Raw genomic sequence first — 24,106 nt, 5'->3', positions numbered from 1 at the left:
GCCGTGTAGTTAGTTTAGCGAATTAACTTTTGCTATAGCGTTTCCTGCAGCAGGGAGCTGGTGAGGAGTTTCAGGGCTGTTTCAGCGGCTTTGGCTTCGTACCTGATGTCGATGAGGCGGTTGCTGGCTACTAACTGGTTGCGCTGGGCCTCCCGCAGCTCAATAGCCGTAAGCAGGCCAAGTTTATACCGTTCCAACGCGATCTCCGCATTCTCGTCGGCAAGTTTCCGGTTAACTTCTTCCAGCGTGAGCAGCTCCAGGCGATTGTTGTACCGGCTGTAGGCGCGGGCGAGCTCCGAGTGCAGCCTGAGTTGCTCCTGCTGATATTCGAGGGTGTTGCTCTCCATTAATATTTTGGAATTCTGCACCTGGCGGTTGATTTCGAAGCCATTAAAGATGGGCAGCGACAATGCCAGGCCATAATTAAAGCCGAGGCGCCTGCTTTCGTTGGTGCCTGCGATGTTTCCATAAATTACCGGATCCTGCAGCGAGTTATTATAGCCATAGCTGCCCGATACACCTATCACGGGCAGGCGCAGTGCACGGGCTGCGCGCAGGTCATACAGGGCAATGTCGCGCAGCAGTTGCAGGCGCTGCAGATTGGGGTTTGTAGCCAGCAGGCTGGTGTTGGCCGGCTGGTAATTTAGCTGCCTGTCTACAACAATAGAATCAGCGACAGAAAAGTTGATAACGGGGTCGCGGCCCAGCAACTGGTTGAGGTTGATTTTAGCGTTTTGCAGCGTTTCCTGCTGGCGCAGCAGTTCCGAGCGGTCGGCGTTGTAATCTACCTGCGCCCGCAGGATCTCTACCTTGGCGCTTACGCCTACTTCATATTGTGCCTGTGCAATCTGCATGCGGCTTTCAGAAATCGCTATGGCTTCCTCCAGCGCCTTTATCTTGTTCGACTGGCGTACCACTTCGTAATAAGCATCCGAAATATCTGCTACAGAATTTTCCACAACGGCCTTTGTCAGCAGCTTGCCCGATTGCTCCAGCGCTTTCAGGCGATTGTATTCTATAAACATGCGGCCACCGTCAAACACTGTCCAGTTCAGCAGCACACTGGCATTGGTTGTATTGGAACGTAAGTTATCTACTATGCGGGGCTCTTCACTCTCGAACTGGTTGCGCGTATTGTTGTTAGAAAAGTCGCGTGTTACGCGGCCATTCACCGTAGGCAGAAATCCGGCATTGCCCAGCGTCACGTTGTTGGCGTCTATATCATCCTGGGTACCTGCAATCCGGATATCATAGTTTTGCTCCAGGCCGATGCGGATGGCCTGCTCTAAAGTAAGTTTCTCCTGGCTAAAGGCTTTGCCGGGCAAAAGCAGCACTATGATGATAAAGGTGAATGCTGCAGCTTTCATGTATGACATCGGTGATTTATCTCGAATGCTTATAAATAAATTTATTAAATTAAAGTGTACCGTCTGCCAGGTAAATCAGAACAATGACATCAAGTATAAATCCCGGTATTAAACACATTTATACTTCAGCCAAGCCCTGTTTATACCTGAACGATGTGCCGGCGATTTATAAAAGCTAACTGTTACGTCACTGTCTGTTATCTGAGCCGGTACAAATATAAAATGCTGGTTATACCTGTACCGGTTTCCTGTTAACCAAAGGCCTGAATTATTATGCGCTGTTTTGCTGTCGATGGTTATCTGCTGTATGCGGGCATGGGCTCGCGCTTAACTGGCTGCTCCGGCTGATCCTCCTGCACTTCCCCATGCTCCTGCACATCATCATCCGTATGCCTGATGTAGGCAGTAGAGAAGTATGAATAAATAGCCGGAATTACATACAGCGTCAGGCCGGTAGAGAAAACAAGGCCCCCGACCACGGCTATACCCATCGAGACCCGGCTTTCGGCGCCGGCGCCCAGGGCCAGTGCAATGGGCAGCGTACCAAGTATGGTGGCAAGGCTCGTCATCAGGATGGGACGCAAACGTGACACAGCGGCATCCTGTATGGCCTCGAGTTTGTGCATGCCCTGCTCTTTTTTCTGGTTGGCGAACTCTACCAGCAGGATACCGTTTTTTGTTACCAGGCCCACGAGCATAATCATACCTATCTGGCTGAAAATGTTCATGGTTTGGCTGAACCACCAAAGACTGAGCAAGGCGCCCGCCAGCGCCAGCGGCACAGTTAACATAATGATAACGGGATCACGGAAGCTCTCGAACTGTGCAGAAAGCGCCAGGTATATAAGCCCCAGCGCCAGGGCAAAGGCGAACAGCAAACTCGACGAACTCTCGGAAAAATCGCGTGACTGGCCGGTAAGCGACGTCTGGTAAGTTTCATCCAGCACTTTATCAGCTATTTTGTCCATGGCGGCAATGCCGTCGCCAATGGTTTTGCCTTTGGCCAACGAGGCGCTAAAGGTAGCAGACGCAAAACGGTTAAAACGATATTGCTGCGGCGAGGCGCTTTGTTCCTTCAGTTGTACCAAGTTGTCGAGCTGCACCAGTTCTCCGTCGGCATTTTTAACATAGAGGCTGCGCAAATCAAGAGGCTGGCTGCGGTCTTCGCGCAATACCTGGCCGATGATCTGGTACTGCTTTCCATCTTTCACGAAGTAGGCGTAGCGCTGGCCGCTCAGGCCGGTTTGCAGCGTCTGGGCAATGTCGCGCACACTTATTCCCATTGATATGGCTTTCTCGCGATCGATTTCCACGCGCAGTTCCGGCTTGCTGAACTTGAGGTCTACATCCACAAAGGTGAAAGTGGGATCCTGGCGTGCTGCTTCCAGGAAGGGCGGAATGATGTCGCGTAGTTTCTCGCTCTCCTGTGCCTGTACCACAAACTGTATGGGCTGCCCGCCGCCACGTCCGCCGCTCAGTCCCTGATCGCCGGAGGCAAAGGCTCGGGCGCCGGGTATCCCTTTGGTGAGGCTGGTAAGCTGATCCGCAATTTCCTGCTGTGTCTGGTGCCGGTTTTCCGGCTCCACAAGGTGGAGGCGCACAAAGCCGGAGTTGGAGTTGCGCGTCATCGTGAGCATACTTTCTATACCGCCTACAGAATCGCTGACCATGTTGGTGAGCTCGTTCATATACTCATCCATAAACTCAAACGAAGCACCCTCAGGGCCTGTCGCGTTGACACGGATACCGCTTCTGTCTTCGTAAGGCGTTAGTTCCGACGGCAGCATGGTGCCCAGCAGGTAAATGCCGCCTGCCGCAGCAAACAGGATGACGAAAGCGACCCAGCGCACGCGCATAAAACTTTGCAGGCTGCTGCGGTAACCCTCTGTAAGGGCGACAAAGAAGGGCTCGGTTTTGCGGTAAAACCAGTTAGGCTTATCCTTATGCTTGAGCATACGCGAGCACATCATCGGCGTAAGCGTAAGCGACACAAAGGCGGATATAATAACCGAGCAGGCAATCACAATACCAAACTCACGGAACAGGCGGCCTATCATCCCATCCAGGAAGATAACGGGCAGGAACACCGCCGCCAGCGCCACAGTAGTAGAGATAATGGCAAAGTATATTTCTGCCGAGCCTTTTTTAGCGGCTTTCATCGGAGGCTCTCCCTCTTCAATGCGGGCATAAATATTCTCCAGCACCACAATGGCATCATCCACCACCAGGCCAATGGCCAGCACAATACCCAGCAGCGTCAGCACGTTGATGGAAAAGTCCATCAGGTACATCACAAAAAAGGTACCTATCAGCGATACAGGTATGGCCACAATAGGTATAAGCGTGGAGCGCCAGTCGCGCAGGAACAGGAAGATAATGATAACTACCAGGCCAAAAGCAATAAATATGGTTTCTTCCACCTCCGAAATAGAAGCTTTGATGTATTGCGAGTTGTCGAAACCAATCACCAGTTCTATGTCTTTCGGGAGATCCTTTTTGATAAGTTCCAGGCGTTTGTAGAAGTCTTCGGCAATAGCTACCTGGTTTGAGCCCGGCTGCGGAATCAGCACGACACCCACCATTGGGATGCCGTTGTAGCGCAGGGCTGTTTTAACGTTTTCAGGCGCCAGCTCTGCATAGCCTACATCCCTGAAGCGGATCAGCCTGTCGCTATCCTGCTTGATAACGAGGTTGTTGAATTCTTCAGCCGTGGAAATGCGGCCCATGGTACGTACTGAAAGTTCGGTAGTAGATCCTTCGATACTACCGGAGGGCAGTTCAATGTTCTGGCGGAGGATAGCGTTTTGTACTTCAATGGGAGTTATTTTCAGGGCAGCCAGCTTGTCGGGGTTTAGCCACAGGCGCATGGAATAACGTTTTTCGCCCCATATATCCACAGAGCTTACGCCCGGTATGGTTTGCAGGCGTTCTTTAAAGTTGTTGGTGGCAATGTCTGTCAGGTCGAGCAGCGAGCGGGTATCGCTTTTGATGCCCAGCATCAGAATCGGGTTTGAGTCGGCATCGGCTTTGGATACGGTAGGCGGATCAGCATCGTCCGGCAACTGGCGCTGCGCCCGCGATACGCGGTCACGCACATCGTTGGTGGCAGCCTCCATGTCTACGCCCAAGTCAAACTCTACGGTAATGTTGCTGCGGCCTTCCTGGCTGGTAGACGTCAGCGTGCGGATACCGGCAATACCGTTGATGGATTCCTCAAGCGGTTCTGTAATCTCGGCCTCAATGGTTTGCGAGTTGGCGCCCGTGTACGACATCGACACATTCACGATAGGCGGATCTACGCTCGGGTACTCCCGCACACCCAGAAAGGAAATCCCGATGACCCCGAACAGCATAATCGTGATACTCATCACGATGGCCAGTACGGGGCGCTTTATACTTATAGACGATAAGCTTGCCATATCTACTTACACTTATAAAATGCCGGCGTTGCATCCGGAATTGTAATGTCACAAATTAATTTACCAATGCATCTGCCGGCGTATGCGTCACCTGCCTGCCCCTTGTCTCGACTAGAGCTATCAACAGCAAAGCAGCTGAAAACCTCCCTTTATGATACTATAAAAAGCTTATCTTAAAGCAACTGCTTTAAATTTCACCGGTTTTTACTTCCCTGATATCAAGTTCTGAGCCAGGGCGTGCCTGCAACACGCCGGAGCGGATAATGGTATCGCCCGGCGCCAGCCCATCCAGGATCTGAATCATGCGCTCTGTACGCTGCCCGATCTTTACCATCTTCGGAACCGCCTTGCCATCTTTCACCAGGAATACTTTCTGGCCTGTAGCCTCCGGCACGATGGACTCTGTTGGAATAAGTATGGCCTGATCTGTATTCTCTAAAGCCAACTGGATATTTACAAAAGCACCTGGCTTCACTTCCTCGTTGGTGTTCGGGTATAAGGCCCGGATTTGCAGGGTGCGGGTAGCCGGGTCGATGTTGGGTTCTATGGCATAAATGCGGGCCGTGTAGGGTTTAGGATCTCCCTCTGTTGTAAAAGAAATAGAGTCGCCTACTTTCACCTCGCTGCTATAGCGGCCGGGTATGCCAAAATCAATTTTCACAGGGCTGATATCCACTACGCTGACGATGGGTGTAGCCGCCGAAACATAGCTGCCCTCGCTCACATTGCGCAGGCCAATCACGCCGTCAAAAGGTGCTTTGATATAAGCTTTATCCATCAAGGCTTTCAGCGCCCCGATGTCGGCATTGGCGGTTGCCAGCTGGTTGGATACCTGATCGTACTCCTGCCTGCTGATGTATTCTTTTTCGAGCAGCGTGTGCTGGCGCTCCTCCATGTCTTTGTAAAGCTTTTGATTGGATTGAAGCTTTTGCAGCTGCGCACGCATTTCAGCATCGTTTATCGTGAGCAGCAGCTGTCCTTCTTTCACGCGGGTGCCTTCTTTAAAATTAATGTTGGTTACGCGGCCTGCTATCTCGCTGCGCAGTTCCACTTCTTCGTTGGGAAGCACGGAGCCGGTAGCCGTAATCTTATTCTGAAAGGAGGAAGGAGAAACAACGTATACTTTAACCGCTACCAGGTCGGGCAAAGGGCCTTTGGAGGGGCCTGCCTGCGCCTGCTCTCCGCCAGTAAATTTGCTCACAATAAGGTATACTACTGCTGCAACAGCCACAAGTATAAGAATAGTTTTGACGGATTTGTTCATGTATGCTTCCGGGCGATTATATTTGATGGTATAAGGATATTGTATAAAACAGGCTTATCTGGCAGAAGTGCCGCAACAGGACGTTTAAAGTTACAACATTATTGCTGGAATTGAAACCAGCCGTAGCTTTACACTACAAACAGGTGTAACTGTAAGACAAACGGTAGTGAAATTGGTTTAAAACAGCAGACAAAAAAATTAAAGTATGGCAGCGGGTAAAGAGAATTTCTTTGAAAATGTATACGAAGTGGTAAAACTGATTCCCAAAGGCAGGGTAACTTCTTATGGCGCTATTGCCGCTTACCTCGGGGCCAAAGGCTCGGCCCGCATGGTAGGGTGGGCCTTGATAGCCTCGCAGCCCTTTGCCAAAATACCCGCGCACCGTGTGGTAAACCGCAATGGCCTGCTGACGGGCAAACAGCATTTCGGCGAACTAAACGCCATGCAGGTGCGCCTGGAGCAGGACGGCGTAAAAGTAGAACAAGACAAGGTGGTGGATTTTGAAAAGCTGTTCTGGGACCCGGGAAAGGAACTGCTGTAAGTTTAGAATTAAGAGTTAAAAGTTGCTGATGGATGTGGCACAGGTTTACTTGTTGTTCTCCTATAAAGAATAAAGGAGTAGATCTGAGTGATCCTCTTTTACCGGCCCTGCCACATCACCTACAGCGCGAGCCGCCAAACAAATATAGAGCTTTTGTGCTGCGTAAAGTATAAAAACAGGAAACCTGTGCCGGTGCTAAGCAGTGGCACAGGTTTCCTGTTTTGCATAAAGCTCAAAGCGGTGTCAGGCAGGGAGATAAACTAAACCGGTGTTCCTGTATTTAGTAAAGCCTCAAATAGAAGCACTTTATTTTCAAATTTATACATCTCCGAATTTCCAAATCTACTTACAAGCCAACGGTTTCCTGTTGCTTGCAGTGGTACTCGGCCGCTATCAGGTAATTGCCTTTGCCGTCTGGTATTTTGGTTACTTTTTTAAGGGAGCCATCGTCGAAGAAGAAGTATTGCAGTTGCTGGCGGAGCTTCTTTTTACCATCTGCCCGCATTTGCCCTTTCACCGGTTTAAAGTATAACATGCTAAATCGCGGATCCCATTTGCCCTGCATCATAACGCTTGCTTTGCCTTCGTCATCCAGCCCTACAAACTCAAAACGCTGTTTGTCTTCTGCGTAGCGCAACGTACCTTCGTAATGTTTCGTGCTGCCATCTGGCTGCGTAATGTCAAACTGTTCGCGTACCGCTTTGTTGTCATCGGTGCTGTAGCTGACCATACCGTCCGATTCAAAAAAACTTTTCTGATCCGGCTGCCAGATCAATGTTTTTACCTGCCAGTCGCCCTTCATTTTCTGAAGTATGGCGTTGGCTTCTGCCACTGAGATTTTTGCGTTTTTTTGCGCCTGTGTTGTTGGCGCGGCTCCTGCCAGCAGTATAACTGCCAGCAGGAAGATTACTGCTTTTTTCATCGTTTTATGAGGTTATAGGTTTACGGATGCTTATTACCAGACTGCTGATTAAGTGCCGGATAACAGGACAAGTATAACCTGTTTTATAAGACGATGCTTTTCTTTTAGACTAACGCGGGCGAGGCCTATACTTAGGGTTGCTTTTTTTGTATCAGCATGTTGAGGAGAAAAAAGTTTACCGACGAACAGGATGTGTTAACAGCAGGTTAAAACAGGCCAGTTAACAAGTATCTTCCCCTTTCCGGCATTACCGGTCACTCATCTATTATAGTACCAACGCTGTTGAGGAGATAATACCTGTAGCCGGTGCGGTTATGATTGCTGGTAGTCTAATACCCGGAGAGGCATGGCAGCATATACTTCAGAAATCGTAAATTTGTAACATGGAAGCAAAGTTGAGCCCGGCGCGGGCGTTGGATCTGAAGTTGTGGGGCCTGCCGGATGTGCGCAACATCACGCAGCACCGCCTGGTGCAGCACCTGCTTTTCTGGGTGTGTTACGTGGTGTTTTTTGGCTTGCTCTACGGCAGCTACATCGACGATTATTACAACGCCTTTATGGTGGAGCTGGTGGAGCTTCCCTTTAAGATGGCCTTGGTATACTTTAACATGTACTACCTGCTGCCGCGCTACCTGCTGCAAAATCGCTACCTGGAGTTTGCCGTATACCTGCTCTCGCTGATTGCGCTGATTGCCGGGCTGATGCAGTTTGTGCTGCTGCCCTTTCTCATCCATCCGCTGTTTTGCCCCACTACCTGCACCGAAGACAACCTGACTTTTTACCGCTTTGTGAAGAACGAGGTGAACATCAGCTATGTGGTGGCCATTACGGCGGTAATTGCGCTGCTCAAGAACTGGTACCGCCACCAGCAGGCAGCCCGCAACCTGACGCAGGACAAACTGGAGGCAGAGCTCAAAATCCTGAAAGCCCAGATACACCCGCACTTCCTGTTCAACACCCTCAACAGCCTCTACTCACTTACGTTAAAGAAATCAGATAATGCGCCCGAGGTAGTCCTCAAGCTCTCGAGCCTGATGGATTATATGTTGTATGAGGCCAACGCGGCCGAAGTACCACTGGAGAAAGAGCTGGCTTACATCCGCAATTATATCTCACTCGAACGCATCCGGTATGGCGCCCGTGTGGACATCAGCTACACCGAATCCGGAAGTATAGCCGGCCGGCAGATAGCGCCGATGCTGCTGTTGCCTTTTGTAGAAAATGCTTTTAAACATGGCGTGAGCACCGAAACCACCAATGCCTGGGTGCGGATAGACGTAAAAATGCAGGACAACCTGCTGGTGCTGCTGGTAGAAAACTGCAAATGTGGTGACAATACGCGTAAAAGCCCGCGCGATATGGCCTCCGGCATCGGCCTCAAAAACCTGCAACGCCGCCTCGAATTACTCTACGACGGATGTTTCACGTTAGAAACAGAAGACGAGACTGACAGCTATGCGGCGAGGTTAGAGCTGGATTTGGGGGAGGAGTAAGGATGCCCGTGTATAAGTATGGGAACAGTGTTGTATTTAGCAATCTGTTCATTAAGTCTTTCGTCTTTTGTCCAAAATAGAACTACCTATGAAAATCAGATGTATGCTGGTGGATGATGAACCCCTGGCCCTGGATGTGCTGGAAACGTTTATTCAGCGGCTGGATAACCTGGAACTGGTGTGCCGCTGCAGTAATGCCGTGGAGGCTTATAACTGCCTGCAGCGCGAGCACATCGACCTTATGTTCCTTGATATTCAGATGCCGAAGCTCACAGGCATTGATTTTCTGAAGTCGCTGGCCCGTCCGCCCCAGGTTATTTTTACCACCGCCTACCGCGATTATGCGCTCGATAGCTACGACCTGAATGCGGCAGACTACCTGCTCAAGCCCATCGCTTTTGAGCGCTTTCTGAAAGCTGTTGCTAAAGTTACGCCCCAGGAGCAGCCGGTTCCGGTTACAGCACCTGCCAGCCCGGTTGCGATCACTTCGGCGCCGGATTATAAGGAAGCATTCATCTACCTCAAAGCGGATAAGAAAATGGTGAAAGTGCTGCTTTCCGAAATTTTATACATAGAGAGCCTGAAAGATTATATCCGGGTAAAAACGGAGTCGAAGGAAATTATCTCATACCAGAAAATAAGTTTTCTGGAGGAGAAGCTGCCTGCCGGTAAGTTCCTGCGCATTCACCGCTCATTCATCGTTGCCCTCGATAAAATACAGGCTTTTTCCGCCACCGCCGTCGATATCGGCAAAAGCGAAATCCCCATCGGCCGCTTCTACAAAACCGAAGTGCTCCAGATCCTCAACCAGAACAACCTGCTGGAAGCGTAGTTGCTTTCGTTATGAATTAAGAATTAAAAGTTAGAAATTGTAAGGGCAGCGCTCCTGCTCCGCTGATAAAAGCAAGCTTGATCACTCATTCGTAATTATTAATTCGTAATTCCAAAAGGTGTACATTTCCAAAAAGAAGCTGTTTTATATTATTTCGCCGGGCTTGCGGAAGTATCTGCATTATTACGACCGCGAAACAAAACTGCCTGTGCACTACGGTGATCTGCAGCACTATACCGACTCGTTTCCATACTTCGACAAAAAGGGTCTGGACACGCTGTGGGAATCGGTGATGTATGATCAGCAAACGCAGCAGGAATTGAACAAGGGCCTGACGATGATTTATGCCCTGCTGAAAACGGACGGCGATATGTCGGTGATGGAGCACCTGTACGTGTCGCGGATTGACTACTGCACGTTTGGTAATTCCAATCCTTTCCGGGTGCAGATCATGAACCAGCTCAACGACAATTACGAGTATTTTTATGTGAAGCGGGCCGATGCTTCGCGCGTGTATGGGCTGGAACTGGAGCACATTTTGTCGCCTAGCCGCATCAATTACCTGGCCGACGGCGACACGCTGATAGAAGAACATATTGCCGGCATACCCGGCGATGTGTTTATCAAAGATGTACTGAACCGGCCGAACACCAACAAAGTGCGCATTGCCAAAGAGTTTGTGAAATTTAACGAACGCTGCTTTGTACGCCTGCTGGGCGACATGCGCTCCTACAACTATGTAATAGACGTAACGCCTGATTTTGAGGACGAGCAATACCGGGTGCGCGCCATCGACTTTGACCAGCAATCTTATGAAGGCCGCAAAACCATGTACCTGCCGCAGTTTTTTAAAGATAACAACGTGATTGTGGAGCTGGTAACGAAGTTGCTCAAGCCCAAAACCATTACGCAGTATCAGAACGAGGAACGCACACTTATGTATCGCCGCCTGCGATCGGCCCGTTACCGCCTCAAAGACCTCATCGACAACATGCGCCGCGATACCATTTCGACACCCGAAAAAGTAGAGCAACTGAAGCAGGAACTGGCCCGCCACCACAACACCAACGATTTTCTGAAGTGCCGGAGTATGGGCGATGTGGTGCGCCTCCACCTGAAAACTACATTAGTAAAAGTGCCCCAGATAGCTGCCGGTAAAGTATAGTTATTCGTCTTTCGTTGATAGTTCATTCTGTTCCGAAAAACGAAAAACGATCAACGAAAAACGAAATCTACAGTCTGTCCAGGTTAGCACGGGTGCGATCGCTGTGCTCCAGGTTGCCGGTGTTAACAGTGCCGGCAGGTTCGAACATCAGTACTTCGGCTTCTTCGCTGGCTACAGGTTTGTGTTCTACACCGCGCGGCACAATGATAAACTCGCCCGGGTTCAGCGTTACTACTTTGTCGCGGAGGTGCAGTTCGAAACGGCCTTTGATTACCAGAAAAAATTCATCTTCGTGCGCGTGGTGGTGCCACTCGAAAGGGCCCAGGAATTTGGCAATTTTAACGTGCTGGCCATTCAACTCACCTATAATGCGCGGGTTCCAGTGGTCGCTGAACAGGCCGAACTTCTCTGCCAGGTTTACTTTGTTTATTTCGTGATTTTCCATTTTATGATATAGATCATCTAAATTTATTTGGACTAATTCTAAACAGTGTGTAGATTTGTAACATCAAGCATACAGCATTTTGATTTAAGAGAAGATATGCAAACTGTCGCCCCATTAGTTGAAATTTATACTTCCGAAGCAGGAGCCGTTTACCAATGTAACCGCCGTAACCGTTTGCGGCTGCACTTTGCCGGCACACAAACTACCCTGAAAGTTGAAGCTTTCCTGCGGCTCAGGAAGGTAGTGGAAGGTATAAACCTGCACGAAATGGCGACCAGCACAAACCGCTGCTCTGATTTTGAGGTTATAACGATATGTGGCTGCGACCGTTGCTTTGTGCTGACGCTGCCGGAGCTGATTGCTTTTAAGGAGCTGCTCGACGGCGCCAGGTTTATGCTGGAACTGAACAGCATGCTGCACGAATGCCTGCATGCAGAAGTTGCGTGACAATACCTTATACATCAGCATTTATATTCAGGCACGGCCCCGGCCGTGCTTTTTTATTTAGACTGTTTTCATATTTGCCCGGATACAGACGGCTGCACAACTTATTTTCAGCAAGTTAGTATTTAAGTAAAGTATCTGCGGAAACAGAACTATCCTGATTCATTACACCCTGGCAACTATGAAAGATTTATTAAGATTACGAACATCCCTGACGGAAGAAATAGAACAACTGCTGAATGCCCAGATAAAAATGGAGGCAGAATCTTCGGCCACTTACCTCGCTATGTCGAGCTGGTGCGACCGCAATGGGTTTGACTTCAGCGCTGGTTATTTTAAAGAGCAGTCGGATGAGGAGCGCGAACACATGCTGCGCCTTTTCAAGTTCGTGTCAGATATGGGTGGCCGCGCTGTTTCGCCGGACGTTACCAACATACAGGTAGAGTTTGAATCTTTCAGAAATGTATTTGAGCAGGCGCTGCAGCAGGAAATTGCCGTTACACAATCATTTAACCGCCTGGCCGACAGATGTCAGAAAGCCAAAGACTACGTGACCTTTGCTTTTCTGCAGTGGTTCCTGAAAGAACAGATCGAAGAAGAATATGTGGCCCGGCGTGCGCTGGAGTTGTTTGAAGTTATAGGAGAAGAAGGTACCGGCCACTATGAGATTGACAAACGCGTACCCAAAATTACGTATGAGAACAAGTATGAATAGCTGCGCCGGTACAAAATAAAACTATGAAGCCTTTGGTTAAAACCCAAAGGCTTTTTTATGCCGCAGGGTTCGTGGGGCCTCCATGAAGTATGTGCTCCCGGAATGCTGCTCTTGCTTTTTCTTCGGTGGTCTGCGGCATCCAGGCATTATCTGGTTGCATGCAGGTAACGGGGGCAAAATCGCAGCGATCGGTGCAATCGGTTTTTACTACTTCTACCCGGCCTTTCAGCCCCGCCTCTTTAATCATCTCTTTAAAAAACTTACCCAGTTCTTTGCCACCCTTCTTTTTGCACTTGCTGCCCGTGCATACATAAATTACTTTCTCCGGAGTATCAAATGATTTGCTCATGCATGCTTTTACGCATTTCTGCCAAAGTATGGACGAAGTATGCTGAATCATTCCGGAATCAGGAGCTGTGGCATGAAATAAATTCAGGCGTTCGGCAAGCCCTCCAGAACAGGCTCTTTATGCGATATGCCGGCATGCTGCAAATTTTTCCGGAGTATCAGCGTATGAATAAACCGTAAGCCATACCAGGCCAGCCTGACACATAACGACCGCCATACGGAACTGAGTATCATCATACCTGCCTACAACGAGGAGGCTGCAATCGGAGGGTTGCTGCCATACCTGCTGCGCCATACAAGTGCGGAGATTATAGTGGCCGATGGAGGAAGTACAGATGCTACCCGAAGTATAGCGGCAGATTTCGGCGTGCGGGTAGTCCGTTGCGAAAGGAAGGGCAGGGCACCACAAATGAACGAGGCTGCTGCTGTGGCCACTGGCAATGCGTTGTACTTCCTGCACGCAGATACTTTTCCGCCCGGAAATTTTGCGGAACTGATAGGACAGGCTTTGCAGCAGGGGAGTGGGAGTGGCTGTTTCAGGTTGCAGTTTGATGAGCGGCATTGGTTTTTGCGTGCCAATGCCTGGTTTACGCGCTTCGATTCAGATGCCATCCGGTTCGGGGATCAGAGCCTGTTTGTAAAGCGGGACTTATTTACACAGGCCGGCGGCTTTGATGAACGCATGTTGCTGCTCGAAGATCAGGAGATAGTGGGTCGGCTGCGGCAGCTGGCTCCTTTTGTGGTGCTGCCGCATGCGGTCATTACCTCGGCGCGCAAGTATAAGCAGCATGGCATTTACCGGCTGCAGGCCGGCTACTTTCTTATTTATACTTTGTACCGGCTGGGCATATCGCAGCAGCGGCTGATGCAGGTCTATAAGTGGCTGCTGAGCTGATATAATATCTGCTTACATGGCTTCAATACTGTCTTCGGGTTTAATGCCGGGTTTGTCTCAGGCTACTATTCTGCCCGTTGTTTATCTTAAATACTTTAAAAAGAAAGTAGAAGGAAGGTATAATCAGGAGCAATCCGGCAAACAAAGCAATCAGCAATTGGTAAAGGGTGGCGGCGGGTGCCTGCGTGTTATAAAAAGTGAGGTGATGGCCATGTCTTTCATACACCAGTATCGGGAACTGGATAGCAAACCAGCCCAGCATCACGAGGGTAACCTGCAAACCAATGGCTGCCCTTAAGTATAAAGTATGCGGATGCCTGAACAAGTAAAGTATAAAAGGTATTAGCAGGATAACAGCACTAAAAGCGGCAATGCTTAAGCGGGAGTTAAAAAATGCATCAAACAGGTGGTGGTTTTTAAGTTCGGCAGTTGTAAAAACCAGAAGCCCCATTACAAAGGTCAGCAACAGGAACATTTTGGATAGCCTGATATATCTTTCCTGTTCGACTGGATAAGTGGCCTCGCTGATGAGGAATACCGCTGCAATATAGCCAAAGAGGGAGGCGGTAAACAAGCCCATCACCAGGCAAAATATATTGAACCAGGGCTGGACGTACAACCCGTAAAAGCTGCCGGTATTTTCTACGCTAATGTCTCCCAGTATCATGGCGCCCAGCGTGATACCTAAAAACACGGGCGTCATAAAACTCGATATCTGAAAAAAGGCGGTGTAGTATTTATGTGTAATGCCATGGGCAACATCGTAGTGGCGGAACGTAAAGGAAGAGCCGCGCAGAACAATACCTATCAGCACTATCATAAGCGGAATGTGCAGCGCGATGCTGATGGTGGAATACACGAGCGGGAAGGCGGTAAACAGGATAACAATTGCCAGGATCAGCCATACATGGTTTGCTTCCCACACCGGCGCTATCGCTTTTGAAATGGTTTTTTCGCCTTTGCGGCCTGCAAAGGTTTCTACAATGCCGGCCCCGAAATCGGCTCCTCCAAGCAGCGTATAAAGTATGAACGCTACCCCCAAGATGATGATAATTAGCTGCAGCATGGTTTATTCATTTATATTTCTGGCCGAAGGATAATAAGTAGGAACGGTTGCTATCTGCCGCCGCATCAGCCATATAAGTATCAGTGTCAGCAACAGGTAAATGCCCGTTATCATATAAAAAGAGAATTGCAGCCCGGGTATGGGCGATACGGCATCTTCGGTTTTCATGACCCCATAAATAATCCAGGGCTGGCGACCGACCTCGGTTACTGTCCAGCCTGCTTCTACGGCTATAAAGCCAAGCGGCGTAAGGCAGGCAATAAAGGTCAGCCACCACTTCTTCTCTAAAACAGCTTGCCACCGCGCACTGAAAATAAAGTACAGCAAGCCCGCAAAAGCTAGTAAAAAGCCGCAGGCCACCATTATCTGAAAGGCGAAATGCGTAACAAGCACCGGCGGCCTTTCTGCTTCCGGAAATTTATCAAGCCCGGTTACTTTCGCGTCAAAATCGCCGTGGGCCAGAAAACTGAGCATAGCCGGAATATGAATGGCATAGTCGACTTCCTGTGTTTCGTTGTTGGGAATGCCGCCAATTATCAGATCAGCAGGCTGGCTGGTATGATACAAAGCCTCCAGAGCGGCCAGCTTGGCAGGTTGCCTTTCCGCAATGTCTTTGGCCGAAATATCGCCGCTGATAGGTTGTAAAAAAGCTGCCACGGCCCCGAAGGACAAAGCTATCCGGACGGCTGTCCGGTGAAAGGCATTCGTCCTGTTTTTAAGCAACAAAAAAGCATGTACGCCAGCTACGGCAAAAGAGGTAGCTACAAATGCCGCTAAGGTCATGTGCAGGGCCTGCGAAAACCAGGCATCGTTAAACATCGCAGCCACGGGGTCTATGTTGATGGCTTTGCCGTTCTGCCAGGTAAAACCGGCCGGGCTGTTCATCCAGGCATTGGCTGATACTACAAAAATGCCCGACATCACGCCCGAAATACCCACAACTACGCCCGATAGCCAGTGCGCCCATTTGTTCAGCCTGTCCCAGCCATACAGGAAAATACCCAGCGCTATGGCTTCCACAAAAAAGGCTGTTCCCTCCCAGGAAAAGGGCATCCCGATAATAGCGCCGGCATGTTTCATAAATCCCGGGAAAAGCAGCCCCAGCTCGAAAGACAAAACCGTACCCGAAACAGCCCCTACTGCAAAGAAAATAGCCACCCCCTTCGACCAGGCTTTGGCCACATCGATGTATACCTGCTTGCCGGTTCGCAGCCATTTCCATTCGCTGAAAGCCATCAGCACTGGCATGGTCATGCCAATACAGGCAAATACAATATGCCACCCCAGCGATATTGCCATTTGCAGGCGGGCAGCTACAAGATCATCCATAAGGTAAATTTAGTCAAACTGTTGGTAAAACCATTAAAGTCTTTAGGTGGCTTCTTAGTTGTGTATTTGTAAAAGCAAAGTGCTTATGATACGGCTGAGATATTGAGAGTTAAAGAAATCCTCATCCTTACTTTTAGTACACTATCTTTCATATTGCCGCCACCTGAACTACGGTATACATAAACATACACTTTTTAGTCGATATTGATGGTCAGCCATGCGCATACAGCCGGAACTATAAAGATAGCCGCATCAGTAAGTATAAATTGGCAGGAAGTTTATTACCTTGTTGCAGTATCTTCAACGTTCCTCTTCGGCTGAAAAATAACTTTAAAGTAAAATGCACTCAAAAAAAATCGTTGCCCTGCTGCTCTGCTTGTATAGCTTGGCTGCTTCGGCGCAGGACTGGAATAAAAAGAAAGCAGCTGTGGTGCTTACCTACGATGATGCCCTAAACGTGCACCTGGACAATGCCATTCCTGCTTTGGACTCCTTAAACCTGAAAGGAACATTCTTCCTGATTGGCTCTTCGCCGGCTTTTACCAAACGCATAGATGAATGGAAAATCGTGGCTTCTCATCAGCACGAGTTGGCCAACCACACCCTTTTTCATCCCTGCAACGGAAGCCTGCCGGGCAGGAACTTCGTTACGCCGGATTACGACCTCGCCAGCTATTCTGTCCGCCGCATAACGGATGAAATGACGACTACCAATACGCTGCTGCATGCTGTAGATGGCAAAACCGAACGGACATTTGCCTACCCTTGCGGCGATACAAAAGCAGGAGAGGCCTCATATACGGATGCTATAAAAGAGAATTTTGTTGCCGCACGCGGCGTGCAGGGCGAAATGGTGCAGAAAGGCAATGTTGATTTATACAACGTCGGTTCTTACATGATAAACGGGCAATCCGGCGACGAACTGATAGACATGGTGAAGAAAGCCATGCAGACACACAGTATGATTGTGTTCCTTTTTCATGGGGTTGGAGGAGAACATTCGCTAAACGTATCGCTTGCCGCACACAGTAAACTGCTGCATTTCCTCAAAGATCACGAAAAGGAAATCTGGAATCCTACCTTTATGGAAGCCACGAAGTATATAAAAGCATCTGGCACAGCTAAAAAGACAAACCGATAAGTATGGTTGAATGGCTGTGGGACGTTTGCATAATGCTTTTGTTACCCACAGGTTACTATTTTACTTTCCAGATGCCAAGTTTATTTTCAAAAGCGTAAGTCGTAGCATCCTTGGCGAGTTGTATAAATTTCTGATATTCAGAATCATTGATATGAACCCGTTCGTAGCTATTATTATCTAACTGGTCCATTCCCATTTGCTTCTTAATCTCTTTCGTTGGATACTGCAAATTCTGTCCATGCACGCACCCCTGCTTCACTAACCATATATTAAGATTTTCTTCTTTGTCACTTACCCAGCAGTACGTCATCGTTGAACTTTTATCATCTGTTGCGATAGGGCCAAAAGTATATACCGGAATGATTCTTGCATTTGGATGGTCTTCAATCCATTTAGCTATAATAACATCTATATTATCCGATTCTGGTGCTAAAAAATAGCCCAAACCGAGAAGACAATATATGGTTTGCACATTTGAAGAAGTGTTCACTGCTGCCCCAAATATTCCGTCAAATTTAACTTCCTTCACTGTAAGACTATGCTGCCCATAAGCTGTAAAGGACCACAGCAGGCCTACTACAATCATTGGTAGTGTTAACTTCATACTCTTCTTTTGTGGTTAATGGACTTGACTAAACGGCGGCATAGTTGATGTTTAGTTGTGGTTAGGTTCAGTTTCTTCTTTGATAATCTCTACTACTTCTACAGTTTTGTTGGTATAATTCACGATTAGAATTCCAACTATAATAGTTATTCCTGTTGTTAAATAGTGTTGTAAATCCACATTCGTAAAACTATCAGATAAGTCTTTAAGAAGACGTCCAAAAAGCTGCAATCCTGAACTTGCGATTAAAAATATGATAGCCCAAATCTTTATTCCATTCTTTGCATATTCATGCCTTTTAAATATTAGCACCAGTAAAGTTGCTTGAATGCTTATTGGTAAAAGACCAGCAAGCCTTGAGTGAGCAATTGTCAAGTATAAATTCCATAATAATAGCACGCCAAGAATTGAAACAATTGCCCAATAAAAGACTACGTTAGTAAAAATTGATTTTTTCATATTTTCATTGTTAAAGTTGAACCGACAGGTATAGAGGAAGCCCGACTCACATTAAGGGTTAAGCATGCACTGGGTTGGTATGAGAGCTTCTCTGATTAGTCTACTAACTTGTTGATGCGTGGCTGCAACACCCAATATCCAATAATGGAGAACCATATTAAGAAAAACTCACCTGCATAGTCCCCGAACTTTGCGACCCTTCCTAATTCAACTGTTTTCATTGTCTTTGCAGCAAATCGTAAACCCATAAAGATGAAAACCATAGAAAGCAGGTGTAAAACAACTATAGCAACTCCAGCCACAGCCATATTTGAGCTATCTCCAGAACCGTTTGTTACAAAAGCTATGTATATGGTGATTCCCAGGATGTATAATATCGGAATGGAGAAGTAGATTTTGAACCTTCCAGAATTCAGCCTTACATCTGATGGGAGTTTTTGATTTAACTCTGTTGCTATCGCCCATACCCACCCTAAGGTTCCAAGGGTAAAGAAAACCATCATGACTGGAAACATTTGAAGCATTAACTCAGGATGAGAGAAGGTGAAGATGTTTATCAACATTGGAAGTCCCCACGTCAGGAGAAAAAGTTGCCAGTGCTTTAGCTTAAGAAGAAATTTCATTTGTGCTGATTTTATAAATTATGATTTGATACCCATATGCTTGACTATGCGGCTGCGTAGCGGTCGTATAGGTGTGGTTATGAGCAAAAGTTCTTATTATTCTTTTATAGTGGTGTTAGCGAAACTATTAAGATTATCAAGCTCACTATCTGTTTTCTTTCTCCATTTAAGCTGTTTTGTTCCATATACTCCGTAAGCTGTCTCCTTGTCAAATAAGGCTTGGTAACAATCTCTTTCATTTCCCAAGCTATCCACTAATGCTTCATATGCAGCAACAGAAATATCTTCTGTTGCCAGCAGCTCAACAATTCCCTTTCTAACTTTTCGACAGAAGACTTCGCTAATGTCAAAATGTAATTGCTCATGTTCTAATAATTGAGTAGATGTAGTATCAGTTGTCCACGACTGAAACCTATCAAACAAATTAACACACTCACATTCAAGTACACCATCTGTGTACTTGAATGAAGAATTCCATACAGCGCAAGTTGCTGCTGTAGATGAGCCATTAACTTCTCCTCGAAAATCACTCCACTTCAACTTATTACTTTGGCTCCATGGAATCAACTCCCCATTTTTTACTTCTTGTGGTTGTTGGGCAAATGCAGTAAAGCAAACTAATAATGTGAAGATGGTAAAGGCTGTTTTCATATCTTCTTTTACTCATAACGTGCTGGGCAATAAGGTGGCGTAGCTAACTTATAGGGTTTGTTGGCGTATCGTTGTTCTTATCTTTTTCTTCTTTTCGTTTTTTCTTGACTTCACGCTTAACACTACTCTTCTCAGCATATTCATTAAGCAATGAGTCTTTATCTTCTGCCATTTCATCAAGCTCCCTTTTCGAAAGTCCTTTTAAATCCTTGCGGGTTACATGATAACTTTTTGACATAATTATACTTTCATTTCGAGTTCTATTAATTACCTATGCACGCCAACGGTTAGGCTAAGCGGCGGCGGAGGCCGTCGGCCGATGCTGGCGCTTAGCTGTTGTTAGGCAGCGTTGTTTTTTACTAGTACTTTATTCCCTTTTGATTTATATCCCTTGCTCATCCAGTTGAAGTTCCGCTGATATCCGCTTGTAATATGGTTGAATCATTTCTTCTAATTTTCTTCTCTGCTCTTTGTTCAGTTTGTGAGATTTCATCGGGTAAATCCTTGCAGGGGTTACAGCCAGCTCAATCAATAACTCTTTTATCACTATCTTCTTTTCTAAGCCCCGTGAAAGAATCCTGAAAGTAGTTTGGTTTTGTACTACTGGCCTGTCCCAATTAGAATTTTCAAATTTTTGTTCTGCAATCAAAAATACATGAGCCACGCCAATCCAGTCCTTAGGAACATATTTAATTACAGTCTCAATATCCTTCTTAGTCACAGAGTGAGATGGTTCTTGATTTATAGCTTCAGTAATAATTTTCATATTTACAATGTTGCCTAACTACCAGCTACCAGGAAGTATTCCTGCTATATTACCAATATAGATGGTTATGCGGAACTGAGCTAGCAAATATACTATATATTAAGGATAAGATGGTATAAATGAATACTGAATTCCTGATTACAGCTGTATCTCTATACTTTTTCTCATTATAAGGTTCTGTGCTTTTTCAGGTATATAAAGCTGAAAAGGCTTCAGATTTGCGTATCTTAGTACGTTCTATACTTAGATCTAAACCAAACCAACTTTATGAGAAAATCACACCTGTTATCTTATTCGGCTTTGCTGTCCGGACTGATGCTGGGCAGCTGTAGCTCCTCGTCTACAACCAGTACGGGTACAGCCGAAACAACTGAAACAGCCGAAGCAGCTGTCGCGCCTGAAATGGACATGGGCCACGGCCTGGATCTGGCCAACATGGACACCACCGTAGATCCTTGCACCGATTTTTACCAGTACGCTAATGGTGGCTGGATCAAAAACAACCCCATACCTGCCGCCGAAAGCCGCTGGGGCTCCTTTAACGAACTGGCCGAGCGCAACAACAAAGTACTGCGCCAACTGCTGACAGGAGCTGCTTCTAACACCGCGGCTCCGGAAGGCACGCCTGCCCAACTTGTCGGTGATTTCTACGCTGCCGGTATGGACTCTGTGGCTGTAAACCAGGCGGGCTATACGCCTATCAAACCTGAGCTGGAGCAAATTGCTTCCATCAAAACAAAAGAAGACCTGGTGAAGACCATTGCTGACCTGAAGTCGAAGGGTGTTGGCGGGTTCTTTAACATGTATGTGTCTCAGGACGATAAGAACAGCACACAATATGCGCTGCAGGCGGGGCAGGGCGGCTTAAGTTTGCCCGATCGCGATTACTACCTGAAGGAGGATGAGCGTTCGCAGAATGTACGCGCAGCATACAAAACGCACCTGCAAAACATGTTTCAGCTGATTGGCGATGATGCGGCTACCGCGCAGAAAAAGGCACAGACAGTGATGGACATCGAGATGAAACTGGCCAAATCGTCTAAAGCCCGTGTAGACCTGCGCGACCCTTATGCCAACTATAACAAGATGACGGTGCAGGAATTTGCGAAGCAAAACCCGAACCTGAAAGTCAGCCAGTTGCTGACAAGTATGGGAGCAGAAACGGCAAAAGATGTGATTGTGGGGCAGCCGGCGTTCTTTAAAGACCTGAACAGCATGCTCAACAACATTCCGCTGAGCGACTGGAAAACTTATGCGCAGTGGCACCTGCTGCGGTCGATGGCGCCTTACCTGAGCCAGGATTTCGTACAGGAGAACTTTAACTTCTATGGCAAAGTGCTGAGCGGCGCCAAAGAAATGCAGCCCCGCTGGAAGCGCGTGTTGTACACGACAGACAATGCCCTGGGCGAAGCGCTCGGCCAGCTGTATGTAAAAGAAAACTTCTCGCCGGAGGCCAAGCAAAAGGCTCTGGAGATGGTGCACAACATTCAGGAATCTTTCAGAGAGCATGTGCGCGGCTTAGACTGGATGAGCGAGGAAACCAAACAGCGTGCCCTGGCCAAACTGGATGCTTTTGCCGTAAAGATCGGTTACCCGGATAAGTGGAAAGATTATGAGGGCCTGGACATCAGCCGTGATTCTTATGCCGAAAACGTGATGCGTGCCAACCAGTTTGAGTTCCGCGAGAATATCAGCAAAATCGGCCAGCCTATTGATCGCACGGAATGGGGCATGACACCGCCGACTGTAAATGCCTACTACAACCCAAGTATGAACGAGATTGTGTTTCCTGCCGGCATCCTGCAGCCACCTTTCTTCGATCCGAAGGCAGATGATGCGGTAAATTACGGCGGTATGGGCGCCGTCATCGGGCACGAACTCACCCACGGCTTCGATGATCAGGGCGCACAATACGACCCGCAGGGTAACCTGAAAGACTGGTGGACCAAAGAAGACAAAGAGCAGTTCACGGCCCGGGCAAATGCTGTTGCCGAACAGTACGACCAATATACCGTGCTGGACAATATGCATGTAAACGGCAAACTGACGCTCGGCGAGAACATGGCCGACATTGGTGGCCTGAGCATTGCTTATACGGCTCTGCAGAAAGCGCTGGAGAAAAATAACCCGGGCAAGATAGCCGGCCTAACGCCGGAGCAGCGCTTCTTCCTGGCCTGGGCGCAGATCTGGCGCACCAACATCCGCGACCAGGCACAAAACCAGCAGATACTCACAGACCCGCACTCTCCGGGCAGGTTCCGTACCAACGGGCCTGTGTCCAACATGCCGGCCTTTTACAAAGCCTTTAACTGTGAGCCGGGCGATAACATGGTGCGCAGCGAGGAAAACCGTGCTAAAATCTGGTAAGTATAACGAATGGCTTTAAATAACTGAAAAGGAACAGGCACTGCGGTAATGCAGTGCCTGTTCCTTTTTTCAGCAACCTCAGCAAGTATAAAAAAGCTATTTACTTATTGGTGACTTTAATGGTGTGTTTTACCAGTTCCTTCGGCCAGTTACTGGGGTCTACTTCCACGTTGGCAATCGAGTCTACCACATCTAAACCGTCTATCACTTCGCCAAAAACCGTGTACTCTGTATCCAGGCCGGGCTCACCGCCTATGGTCTTGTAAATCTCGATTTGCTCCGGCGTATACTTGATGTGGTGCTGGGCCTCAAAGGCCCGCAGTTCGGCCTCGGTGCGCGGCTGCCCCTGCACGATGTAAAAGTTATGCGAGGAGGATTCTTTCTCAGGGTTTCGCTCATCGCCGTAGCGGGCCATCGCCAGCGCTCCTTTTTTATGGATATGCTCCGGCGTTATTTCCTGTGGTATTTTATAGGCGCCCTGTTTCATTTCACGCTCATCCGAATCGCCGCCCTGTATGGCAAAGCCTTTTACCACGCGGTAAAACTCTCCCTGGTTGTAAAAGCCCGCTTTGGCAAGCCGGACAAAGTTGGCCCGGTGCAGCGGCGTATCTTTGTAAAGGCGCACCTTGATATCGCCCAGGCGGGTGCTGATAACGGCGATGCTATCCGGGTTGTTTTTGCCATACTGCTGCAGCACGCCTACCACACTTTCTGAAGTGAGCGGCTCCAGCTTCGGTTCTGCTACCGTGTTCTGTGTTTCCTGGGTGTCTGGTTTGGTTTGGTTGCAGGCGGTAAAAGCAAGCATGCCGGTTAATATCAGAGTAGTACAGGAGCGCAGGGCGGGAAAGCGGGTTATTTCCATAGTTCTTGTTTTTGGCTGAAACCCGAAGTTAAAGATTATTCAGCAAACTATCCAGCCTGAAGGCAAAGGCATTATGATGACGATTTAAAATTGTATTTATCCTGTAAATACCGCCTTGCTGCATCCTTCGGAAAACATGTTGCGTATAATTTTGCCTTTTTTCATAAAATGCCCTCGCGAAGAAAAATTTTACCTGTTTGCTTTGCCTCCGCAACCTGCCGGAAGAAGAACATTCGCCTGCAACTTTTAACTCAAACATAGTTCAGGCATCCATATTTTTATAAAAGCATTTAAAAATTGTGGATAAATAAAGTGAAAATAATTCTTGCATATAAAATAGCTAATCAGTAGTTTAGGATTCACATCATACTTATAATTTAAATTGAAT

The 24,106-nt window shown here is 47.9% G+C and carries 25 protein-coding genes; 9 read left to right on the top strand and 16 right to left on the bottom strand.

Translation table 11 applies throughout. The features are described from left to right. Positions 1-32: 32 nt before the first annotated feature. The 3 genes from I2I11_RS11965 to I2I11_RS11955 form a co-directional block, all read right to left on the bottom strand. Entirely contained in the window at positions 33-1,367 is a 1,335-nt protein-coding gene (locus I2I11_RS11965; RefSeq protein WP_230680144.1) for a TolC family protein, read from the bottom strand. Between the two features lie 296 nt (positions 1,368-1,663). Next, on the bottom strand, positions 1,664-4,786 hold the full coding sequence (locus tag I2I11_RS11960) for an efflux RND transporter permease subunit (RefSeq protein ID WP_196267938.1): 3,123 nt from the start codon (positions 4,784-4,786) through the stop codon (positions 1,664-1,666). A 187-nt stretch (positions 4,787-4,973) separates the two neighbouring features. Then, positions 4,974-6,050 (bottom strand): efflux RND transporter periplasmic adaptor subunit, encoded by a 1,077-nt coding sequence (locus I2I11_RS11955; RefSeq protein WP_196267937.1) that lies wholly within the window; start codon positions 6,048-6,050, stop codon positions 4,974-4,976. Positions 6,051-6,255: 205 nt separating this feature from the next. Between I2I11_RS11955 and I2I11_RS11950 the strand changes: the two genes are divergently transcribed. Next, positions 6,256-6,591, top strand: a complete 336-nt coding sequence (locus I2I11_RS11950; RefSeq protein WP_196267936.1) for an MGMT family protein — start codon at positions 6,256-6,258, stop codon at positions 6,589-6,591. A 346-nt stretch (positions 6,592-6,937) separates the two neighbouring features. On the opposite strand, the gene I2I11_RS11945 is transcribed toward I2I11_RS11950, so the two are convergent. Next, positions 6,938-7,513 carry a DUF1579 family protein gene (locus I2I11_RS11945; protein ID WP_196267935.1) on the bottom strand — a complete coding sequence of 192 codons (576 nt, stop codon included), beginning with the start codon at positions 7,511-7,513 and terminating at the stop codon, positions 6,938-6,940. A 383-nt stretch (positions 7,514-7,896) separates the two neighbouring features. Here I2I11_RS11945 and I2I11_RS11940 point away from each other — a divergent pair, with 383 nt between their 5' ends. The 3 genes from I2I11_RS11940 to I2I11_RS11930 all read left to right on the top strand — a co-directional run bounded on the left by I2I11_RS11940 (position 7,897) and on the right by I2I11_RS11930 (position 11,003). Continuing rightward, a complete protein-coding gene (locus I2I11_RS11940; protein WP_196267934.1) occupies positions 7,897-9,006 on the top strand; it encodes a sensor histidine kinase in 1,110 nt (369 codons plus the stop codon). Between the two features lie 88 nt (positions 9,007-9,094). Beyond that, positions 9,095-9,838 carry a LytR/AlgR family response regulator transcription factor gene (locus tag I2I11_RS11935; protein ID WP_196267933.1) on the top strand — a complete coding sequence of 248 codons (744 nt, stop codon included), beginning with the start codon at positions 9,095-9,097 and terminating at the stop codon, positions 9,836-9,838. Positions 9,839-9,956: 118 nt separating this feature from the next. Then, positions 9,957-11,003, top strand: a complete 1,047-nt coding sequence (locus I2I11_RS11930) for a hypothetical protein (protein WP_196267932.1) — start codon at positions 9,957-9,959, stop codon at positions 11,001-11,003. A gap of 67 nt (positions 11,004-11,070) precedes the next feature. Here I2I11_RS11930 and I2I11_RS11925 read toward each other — a convergent pair whose 3' ends face one another. After that, positions 11,071-11,448 (bottom strand): cupin domain-containing protein, encoded by a 378-nt coding sequence (locus I2I11_RS11925; protein ID WP_196267931.1) that lies wholly within the window; start codon positions 11,446-11,448, stop codon positions 11,071-11,073. Positions 11,449-11,544: 96 nt separating this feature from the next. Between I2I11_RS11925 and I2I11_RS11920 the strand changes: the two genes are divergently transcribed. Together I2I11_RS11920 and I2I11_RS11915 are read left to right on the top strand one after the other, a co-directional pair. After that, positions 11,545-11,895 carry a hypothetical protein gene (locus I2I11_RS11920; RefSeq protein ID WP_196267930.1) on the top strand — a complete coding sequence of 117 codons (351 nt, stop codon included), beginning with the start codon at positions 11,545-11,547 and terminating at the stop codon, positions 11,893-11,895. A gap of 178 nt (positions 11,896-12,073) precedes the next feature. After that, positions 12,074-12,607, top strand: coding sequence for a ferritin (locus tag I2I11_RS11915; protein WP_196267929.1), 534 nt, complete (start codon positions 12,074-12,076; stop codon positions 12,605-12,607). Positions 12,608-12,662: 55 nt separating this feature from the next. Here the strand turns inward: I2I11_RS11915 and I2I11_RS11910 are convergent, their stop codons facing one another. Continuing rightward, positions 12,663-12,956, bottom strand: coding sequence for a (2Fe-2S) ferredoxin domain-containing protein (locus tag I2I11_RS11910; protein WP_196267928.1), 294 nt, complete (start codon positions 12,954-12,956; stop codon positions 12,663-12,665). A 168-nt stretch (positions 12,957-13,124) separates the two neighbouring features. Here I2I11_RS11910 and I2I11_RS11905 point away from each other — a divergent pair, with 168 nt between their 5' ends. Further along, on the top strand, positions 13,125-13,850 hold the full coding sequence (locus I2I11_RS11905; RefSeq protein WP_370582972.1) for a TIGR04283 family arsenosugar biosynthesis glycosyltransferase: 726 nt from the start codon (positions 13,125-13,127) through the stop codon (positions 13,848-13,850). Between the two features lie 40 nt (positions 13,851-13,890). On the opposite strand, the gene I2I11_RS11900 is transcribed toward I2I11_RS11905, so the two are convergent. Together I2I11_RS11900 and I2I11_RS11895 are read right to left on the bottom strand one after the other, a co-directional pair. Then, complete coding sequence (locus tag I2I11_RS11900; protein WP_196267927.1) at positions 13,891-14,916, bottom strand: cytochrome d ubiquinol oxidase subunit II; 1,026 nt, start codon at positions 14,914-14,916, stop codon at positions 13,891-13,893. Positions 14,917-14,919: 3 nt separating this feature from the next. Next, complete coding sequence (locus tag I2I11_RS11895; protein WP_196267926.1) at positions 14,920-16,245, bottom strand: cytochrome ubiquinol oxidase subunit I; 1,326 nt, start codon at positions 16,243-16,245, stop codon at positions 14,920-14,922. Positions 16,246-16,585: 340 nt separating this feature from the next. Between I2I11_RS11895 and I2I11_RS11890 the strand changes: the two genes are divergently transcribed. Next, complete coding sequence (locus tag I2I11_RS11890) at positions 16,586-17,386, top strand: polysaccharide deacetylase family protein (RefSeq protein WP_196267925.1); 801 nt, start codon at positions 16,586-16,588, stop codon at positions 17,384-17,386. A gap of 55 nt (positions 17,387-17,441) precedes the next feature. Here the strand turns inward: I2I11_RS11890 and I2I11_RS11885 are convergent, their stop codons facing one another. The 6 genes from I2I11_RS11885 to I2I11_RS11860 form a co-directional block, all read right to left on the bottom strand. Beyond that, a complete protein-coding gene (locus I2I11_RS11885) occupies positions 17,442-17,990 on the bottom strand; it encodes a hypothetical protein (RefSeq protein WP_196267924.1) in 549 nt (182 codons plus the stop codon). A 51-nt stretch (positions 17,991-18,041) separates the two neighbouring features. Continuing rightward, positions 18,042-18,449, bottom strand: a complete 408-nt coding sequence (locus tag I2I11_RS11880; RefSeq protein ID WP_196267923.1) for a hypothetical protein — start codon at positions 18,447-18,449, stop codon at positions 18,042-18,044. A 95-nt stretch (positions 18,450-18,544) separates the two neighbouring features. Next, positions 18,545-19,072 (bottom strand): hypothetical protein, encoded by a 528-nt coding sequence (locus tag I2I11_RS11875; protein ID WP_196267922.1) that lies wholly within the window; start codon positions 19,070-19,072, stop codon positions 18,545-18,547. A 96-nt stretch (positions 19,073-19,168) separates the two neighbouring features. Next, positions 19,169-19,723, bottom strand: a complete 555-nt coding sequence (locus tag I2I11_RS11870) for a hypothetical protein (RefSeq protein ID WP_196267921.1) — start codon at positions 19,721-19,723, stop codon at positions 19,169-19,171. Positions 19,724-19,766: 43 nt separating this feature from the next. Then, on the bottom strand, positions 19,767-19,961 hold the full coding sequence (locus tag I2I11_RS11865) for a hypothetical protein (protein ID WP_196267920.1): 195 nt from the start codon (positions 19,959-19,961) through the stop codon (positions 19,767-19,769). A 144-nt stretch (positions 19,962-20,105) separates the two neighbouring features. Next, complete coding sequence (locus I2I11_RS11860; RefSeq protein WP_196267919.1) at positions 20,106-20,489, bottom strand: hypothetical protein; 384 nt, start codon at positions 20,487-20,489, stop codon at positions 20,106-20,108. Positions 20,490-20,756: 267 nt separating this feature from the next. Here I2I11_RS11860 and I2I11_RS11855 point away from each other — a divergent pair, with 267 nt between their 5' ends. Beyond that, positions 20,757-22,856 (top strand): M13 family metallopeptidase, encoded by a 2,100-nt coding sequence (locus I2I11_RS11855; protein WP_196267918.1) that lies wholly within the window; start codon positions 20,757-20,759, stop codon positions 22,854-22,856. A gap of 100 nt (positions 22,857-22,956) precedes the next feature. Here I2I11_RS11855 and I2I11_RS11850 read toward each other — a convergent pair whose 3' ends face one another. Beyond that, positions 22,957-23,718, bottom strand: coding sequence for a peptidylprolyl isomerase (locus tag I2I11_RS11850; RefSeq protein ID WP_196267917.1), 762 nt, complete (start codon positions 23,716-23,718; stop codon positions 22,957-22,959). A gap of 28 nt (positions 23,719-23,746) precedes the next feature. Next, positions 23,747-23,977, bottom strand: coding sequence for a hypothetical protein (locus tag I2I11_RS11845; RefSeq protein WP_196267916.1), 231 nt, complete (start codon positions 23,975-23,977; stop codon positions 23,747-23,749). Positions 23,978-24,106 lie beyond the last annotated feature (129 nt).

It is taken from the genome of Pontibacter rufus (assembly GCF_015694705.1).
GTDB lineage: Bacteria > Bacteroidota > Bacteroidia > Cytophagales > Hymenobacteraceae > Pontibacter > Pontibacter rufus.
The sequence above is the reverse complement of the archived record's forward strand: the minus strand, read 5'-3'. Positions and strand labels throughout refer to the sequence as shown.